7 protein-coding genes are annotated in these 6,620 nt (G+C 61.4%); 1 reads left to right on the top strand and 6 read right to left on the bottom strand.

Translation table 11 applies throughout. From position 1 onward, the window contains the following. The 3 genes from RI563_RS11915 to cbiB form a co-directional block, all read right to left on the bottom strand. On the bottom strand, positions 1-815 hold an 815-nt coding region (locus tag RI563_RS11915; RefSeq protein ID WP_310694603.1), incomplete at its 3' end, for a cobalamin-binding protein. Then, the gene (cobD, locus tag RI563_RS11910; protein ID WP_310694602.1) at positions 812-1,843 is read right to left on the bottom strand and encodes a threonine-phosphate decarboxylase CobD; all 1,032 of its coding nucleotides are present in this window, start codon (positions 1,841-1,843) and stop codon (positions 812-814) included. The genes RI563_RS11915 and cobD, both read right to left, overlap by 4 nt. Next, entirely contained in the window at positions 1,824-2,762 is a 939-nt protein-coding gene (cbiB, locus tag RI563_RS11905; protein ID WP_310694601.1) for an adenosylcobinamide-phosphate synthase CbiB, read from the bottom strand. The genes cobD and cbiB overlap by 20 nt, the downstream gene beginning before the upstream one ends. Positions 2,763-2,860: 98 nt before the next feature. Here cbiB and RI563_RS11900 point away from each other — a divergent pair, with 98 nt between their 5' ends. Next, complete coding sequence (locus RI563_RS11900) at positions 2,861-4,309, top strand: cobyric acid synthase (RefSeq protein WP_317622891.1); 1,449 nt, start codon at positions 2,861-2,863, stop codon at positions 4,307-4,309. Between the two features lie 107 nt (positions 4,310-4,416). On the opposite strand, the gene RI563_RS11895 is transcribed toward RI563_RS11900, so the two are convergent. The 3 genes from RI563_RS11895 to RI563_RS11885 are packed head-to-tail and all read right to left on the bottom strand — an operon-like array spanning position 4,417 to position 6,085. Next, entirely contained in the window at positions 4,417-4,737 is a 321-nt protein-coding gene (locus tag RI563_RS11895; protein WP_310694599.1) for a hypothetical protein, read from the bottom strand. After that, positions 4,707-5,471 (bottom strand): adenosylcobinamide-GDP ribazoletransferase, encoded by a 765-nt coding sequence (locus RI563_RS11890; RefSeq protein ID WP_310694598.1) that lies wholly within the window; start codon positions 5,469-5,471, stop codon positions 4,707-4,709. The genes RI563_RS11895 and RI563_RS11890 overlap by 31 nt, the downstream gene beginning before the upstream one ends. Beyond that, the gene (locus RI563_RS11885) at positions 5,468-6,085 is read right to left on the bottom strand and encodes an alpha-ribazole phosphatase family protein (RefSeq protein WP_310694597.1); all 618 of its coding nucleotides are present in this window, start codon (positions 6,083-6,085) and stop codon (positions 5,468-5,470) included. Before RI563_RS11885 ends, RI563_RS11890 begins: the two co-directional genes overlap by 4 nt. Positions 6,086-6,620: the final 535 nt, after the last annotated feature.

Here is a 6,620-nt window from a genome sequence, read left to right as displayed (position 1 = left end):
ACGGTATGGCGTTGCAGATGATCGGGCTGGATCATAAAAAGGTGATTGTGCGCCACCGCCGGAATCGAATTCCAGCGCTGCCAGCGGTCAAGCCATTCGGCATGTTGCTCGCCCATACCCCCGATCACGATGGCCTGCGGCGCCTTGGCGATGACCGACTCTTCCGAGACCTGCGGCGTCAGGCTGACTGTCTCACCGAAGACATTACGCCCGCCGCACAGACGGATCACATCACCGATCAGGTGTTCGTCATTGACGGTCATCAGTGGCCGATCCCAGATCTGGTAAAAAACCTTGACCGGTTGCCGATCGCTGAAGCGCCGCAGCTCTTCCAGCCGGGCCTCGAAATCGGCGATCACCACCCCGGCCCGTTTTTGCGTTCCGGTGAGCACCGCCAGTCGGCGCAGGGTCTCGGGGATATCCTCCAGGCGGCGGGGCTCGTTGATGAACAGCGGCAAGTCGAAGCGCCGCAGTTTTTCCAGATCGGCCGGGTTGTTGCCGCTTTGCCAGCCAACCACCAGGTCGGGCTCCAGCGCCACGATGCGCTCCAGATCCAGCGCGTTATACCCGCCGACCCGTGGAATCGATTCGGCGGCCTCGGGGTAATCACTGTAGTTCACCGCCCCCACCAACCGCTCGCCGGCACCGATGCTGAACAGCAGCTCGGTCACATGCGGGGCCAGACTGACGATACGTTGCGCCGGCTGCGCCAGCCGAACCTGCTGGCCGGTGTAGTCAGTGACGCTGCGTGTCCCGGCGCTCACGAAGCCGGCGAGAAAACAGAGCCCTGCGAGGGCGATCAGACGAGATTTCATGCGTGTACCACCTGGTTGGGTTTCGATTGAGGCAGCTGCGCCAGCACGCTTTCCAGTCTCTGCCAGTCGCTCTCCGCGCCCGGCAATCCCAGGCGCAGCCCGGGGCCGCCGGCGGCCGGGTCAAAATAGCGGCTCCAGATGCCGTGCCGGGCCAGCTGTTCATGCAACGTATAAGCGTCCGATGTCGGCAACCAGACAAACAGTGGTGAACGATCGCCGACCGGCAGGCCGTGTTCGGTGAGTAATTGCGCCAGCCGTTCGCTGGCCAGGGGCAGTTGCTCACGCATCCGCTGTTGCCAGTTTGTGTCCTGCAGAGCCGTCTGCATGATAAAGCGGGCCGGGCCGGCGACCGCCCAGGGACCCAGTCGTTCGTCCAGCGCCGCCAGCAGCCCGACCTCGGCCAGCACGAAACCGCCGCGCAGCCCCGGCAGGCCGAAGAACTTGCCGATGGAGCGCAGGACGATTAACCCGGGTAAATCGCTATACGCGGCGAGGCTCTGTTCGGGAGTGCAGTCGATAAAGGCCTCGTCCACCACCAGCCAGCCACCCCGGGCCTGCAGGCGCCGATGCCACTCAAGCAGTTGCGCCGGCGCAAAACAGTGGCCGGTCGGATTGTTGGGATTGACCACCACCAGCACATCCAGTGAGTCGATCTGGGTGTCGAGCTGGGACTCGATGGTATCGGGATACAGTGCCACCCGCGTATGACCGGCCTGCTCCCAGCGATAAGCGTGTTCGTTGTAGCTCGGCGCGAGCACGCCGACGCGACCGGGGGCACGCAGGGTGGGCAACAGCTGGATGGCCTGTTGCGACCCGGCCACCGGCAGGGCGGCGGGCGCGCCGTAATACTCGAGCGCGGCGTCGATCAGCCCGTCGCTCTGCTGGGGCAACTGCTGCCAGACCCGGTCCGGCAGCGCCGGCACCGGATAGGCCGCGGGATTGATCCCGGTGGACAGATCCAGCCACTGCTCCGGCGCCCGCCCGTAACGGCGCGCCGCCTCCAGCAGATTACCCCCATGTTGTGGCAAACAGCCCTCCTCCGATCGCGATGATCACCAGCCATAAAATCAGCGTGTATTGTACGAGACGCACCGCCCGGGCGATATCACCCACCCGGGCAGGGGGGCCGGCGCCCAGCGGCGGCCGCTCGCGCAGCGCGCCATGATACTGCACCGCCCCGCCCAGGGTCCGGTCCAGCGCCCCGGCGCCGCTGGCCATCACCACCCCGGGATTGATGCCGCCCCAGTGCGGCGCCTGCGCCCGCCAGCAGCGCAGGGCCTGGCGGGTGCGGCCCAGCAGGGCGTAGCTCAGGGCTGTCAGCCGGGCCGGGATCCAGTTCAGGAGATCGTCCAGGCGAGCCGCCAGCGTGCCGAAGTGACGGTAGCGGTCGTTGCGATAGCCCCACATGGCATCCAGGGTATTGGCCAGCCGAAAGAGCACCACCCCCGGCGCGCCGAGCAGCAGGAACCAGAACAGGGTAGCGAACACCGCGTCGTTGCCGTTTTCCAGCACCGACTCCAGCGTCGCGGTGCTGATTTGAGAGGGCGTCAGGGAATCGGTATCGCGACTGACCATCATCCCCACAGCGTGGCGCGCGCCGTCCAGATCATTTTGTTCCAGCTTGCCCGCCACGCGAAGCGCATGTTGTGCCAGAGAACGGGCCCCCAGGGCCAGATAGAGCAGCAGCACCTCGAGCGCCGCCGCACCCCACAGCGGCAGGATCGCCACCAGCCAGGCCGTCAGCGCCACCGGCGGGGCCACCAGCAACAGCCAGCCGACCGCCCCGCGCCAGCGCCGCCGCACGCCACGCAACGAGGACGGCCCGTAAAGCCGGGGCTCCAGCCACAGAACCAGCCGGCCGAAACCGGCCAGCGGATGATAACGGCGGGGATCGCCCAATAACTGATCCAGCAGCACCGCCGCCAGCACGATCGCCGCGCTCAACATGCGCGGATTCGGGCCCCGGCGCGGGGGCGTTCTGTATTAAAATGGCCAGTTCGTTTCACGGGATAATGGATGCTGTTTTGAAAACCTGTCGCGCCCTGATGATCCAGGGCACTACCTCCGATGCCGGCAAAAGCATCATGGTTACCGGCCTATGCCGGCTGTTTGCCGATCGCGGGCAACGCGTCGCCCCCTTCAAGCCGCAGAACATGGCGCTCAACAGCGCGGTATCGGCGGACGGCGGCGAGATCGGCCGGGCCCAGGCGGTCCAGGCCCGGGCCGCGCGGCTGGCGCCGCACACGGACATGAACCCGGTGCTGATCAAGCCGGCCAGCGACACCGGCGCCCAGATCATCATCCAGGGCCAGGCACGGCAAAATATGAACGCGGTAGAATACCACCAATACAAACAGACCGCGAAAGCCGCGGTGCTGGACTCCTGGCAACGATTGACGGATCAGTATGAACTGCTGCTGGTCGAGGGCGCCGGCAGCCCCGCCGAAATCAACCTGCGCGAACACGACATCGCCAACATGGGCTTCGCCGAGGCGGTCGACTGCCCGGTGGTGCTGGTAGCCGACATCGATCGCGGCGGTGTCTTCGCCCAGCTGGTCGGCACCGTGCAACTGCTCAGCCCTTCTGAACGGGAACGCATTAAAGGCTTTATCATCAACCGCTTTCGCGGTGACGTGAGCCTGTTGCAACCGGGCCTCGACTGGCTGGAACGCGAGACCGGCATCCCGGTGCTGGGGGTAATCCCCTATCTGGCCCATCTGCAGATCGATGCCGAGGACAGCCTGAACCTTGAACAACAGTGCGATGATGACAGACCTTTTGATGTCATCGTCCCGTTACTGCCGCGGATCAGCAACCACACCGACTTCAATCCCCTGCGCGTGGACCCGCGCATCAACTTTCGTTATATCGGCCCCAACGATCCGATTCCGCCGGCGGATCTGATCCTGTTGCCGGGCAGCAAGAACGTGCGCGCCGATCGCCAGTGGCTGAGCGATCACGGCTGGGATCAGGCCATCGCTCGCCATCTGCGTTACGGTGGCAAGCTGATCGGCATCTGCGGCGGCTTTCAGATGCTGGGCGAACAGCTGCACGATCCGCAGGGGCTGGAAGGTCCCCCCGGCTCCACGGCGGGCTTGGGCTATCTGCAAATGGAAACCACCCTGGAGCCGGCCAAGCAACTGCACAACGTGCACGGCCGGTTGGCGATCGCCGATGCGCCGGTCAGCGGCTACGAGATCCATATGGGCCAAACCCACGGGCCCGCCTGTGCCTCCCCCGCCGTGGTTCTCGACGATCGCCACGACGGCGCTATCTCGGACGATAACAACGTTATGGGCACCTATTTACACGGCCTGTTCGATGAACCGCAGGCCTGCCAGGCGCTGCTGGAATGGGCGGGACTAGCCCGGCAATCAGATGAACAACCGGACTATCAACAACTCCAGGAAGCCGACATCGATCGGCTGGCCGCCACGCTGGAACAACACCTGGATATGCCAAAACTACTTGACATCATCGGGTCAGGAGAATAAGGGACATTTCTTCCCTTTATCTGATTCACTGGAAATTAACGCGGAGGTCGCGGAGACGCGGAGACGCGGAGAAAAGCTTGTCTTCAGACAACAAGTTAGCAGTATCTTTATTTGATTGTGACGATCAACGAAGCCATGTAGGTCACGCTGGCGATAGCCTGCGTGACGCCTTTCGATATGGGTTGCCACTTCTCGGTGTATGATGGAAATAACGCAAAGGCGCAAAGGACGCCAAGAAGAATAACGCTTTGTGTTGTTTTTCGTGAGGAATGATTTTCTTTTGGCAGATGTTTAAGTGCCTGGCCTGCCATTGGGTTAATATAAAATTTGTTTTCTCCGCGTCTCTGCGCCTCCGCGATCTCCGCGTTATTTCCCAGTAACCTCGAAAAGTACGCCATCAGGCTGACCGCACCAGTACGATCAGGCATAGCAAGGCCGCTTCGGTGATTTCGATCAGGGCGCCGGCGGTGTCGCCGGTGGTGCCGCCGAGACGTTGCTGCATGATCGCACGCAGCACGACAAACACCACTCCCATTCCCACGATCAACATCCAGCCCATGTCGATAAACGCGATAACGGCAATAGCGATCAACAACAAGCATGCCCAGGCCGTCTTGCGTGGCAGAAACTCGGTAGCCGCCGCGCCCATGCCACCGGGGCGCACGTAGGCGGTAGTAAGAAACAGCGACACCACCTGCAAACGCGCCAGCACCGGAATTACCAGCAAGGCGGGCCAGAGCGTCCAGGTCAGCTCGCTCAGCGCGGCGAACTTGAGCAGCAGGATCACCATGATCGCGGTCACGCCGGCCGGCCCGGCGTACGGGTCTTTCATGATCGCCAGGGTGCGTTCCCGATCGCCGAAGCCGCCCAGCCAGGCATCGGCGCTGTCGGCCAGGCCGTCGAGATGCAGGGCACCGGTGACAATCACCCAGGTGACGATCAATAACCCGGCGTGCAAAAGATAAGCTTCGCTTTGCCACAATGGTTGCAACAAACCCAGTACTAACACCAGCAAGGCCCCGATCAGCAGTCCTATCACGGGATAGAACAGCACGGCATAACCGGCGACTTTCTCCTGGCGAGCCGGGTCATAGCCGGGAATCGACAGCGGAATGCGGGTCAATAACTGCAGTGCGGTGACAAAAGCCTGCAGAAGCATCATGCCGGTTGACCGCCGTGAAAAATAAGCCGGGGCAGTTGCTGGCCTTCATACACTTCGACTTCGACGCGGGTAAAGCCGGCCAGATCCACTCGCAGGCGGAACATGTTCTCCAGCGGCATGGCCAGCACGTGGCGAACGATCATCCGGATCATCCCGGCATGGCCCACCACCAGCAGATGTTCACCGGCGTGTTGTTGCAACAGATCGTCCCAGGCCCCAATCACCCGCTGCTCGAACTCGTGCAGGGTTTCCGCGCCCGGTGGCGTATTGTTCAGCGGATCGGACCAGAAGCGAAACAGTCGCTGTTGATCCTCGGCCATCAGTTCTTCGGCGGTGCGTCCTTCCCACTCGCCGAAACCGATCTCCATCAATCGCGGTTCCGCCGCGATCGGCAGGCCGTGACGCTCGGCCAGTTCGCGGGCAAAGTCCTGGCAGCGACACAAACTGGACGTCACGACCCGATCCCAGGGACAGTGATCCGCCACCGCCTCGCGCATCTGCTGCCAGCCCAGCTCGCTTAACGGATCGTCTACCTGGCCGCGGTACTTCTTGCCGCCCACCGGTTCACCATGGCGCAGCAGATCAATTGTGGTGACGTTATTCTGTGTAGGCAAAGTAATATCCTTTAATATCAGGATAATGAATATATAAATTCACATACAAGTCCGCCAATGAACGCAAATAAACGCAAAACTTTCCTTTGATTTATTTGCGTTCATTAGCGTTGATTCGCGGACACTTTAAATCAGACGTAGGTCACGCTAGCAGCAACCTACGTACCACCCTGCGAACCGAAGGGTGTCAGGTAGCGCTTCGCGCAACCTGACCTACTGTACTCTGCGCCTCCGCCTCTTTGCGTGACGTACAGAGTTACATGCAGATCCGCCAATGAACGCAACGCAAAATTTCCTTTAATATTTATTTGCGTTCATTAGCGTTGATTCGCGGACACTTTAAATCAGGCGTAGGTCACGCTGGTGGAAGCCTGCATGACACCCTGAGAATAGAAGGGTGTCAGGTAGCGTTCTGCGCAACCTGACCTACCGCTGTGATTAACAACAAGTCCGCCAATGAACGCCAATAAACGTAAAATCATCTTTAATAAATTATTTACGTACATTCGCGTTAATTAGCGGACATTTTAAATCA

The sequence above is a fragment of the Thiohalophilus sp. genome (assembly GCF_031581315.1).
In the GTDB taxonomy this organism is placed as follows: Bacteria; Pseudomonadota; Gammaproteobacteria; order UBA6429; family Thiohalophilaceae; genus Thiohalophilus.
The sequence above is the reverse complement of the archived record's forward strand: the minus strand, read 5'-3'. Positions and strand labels throughout refer to the sequence as shown.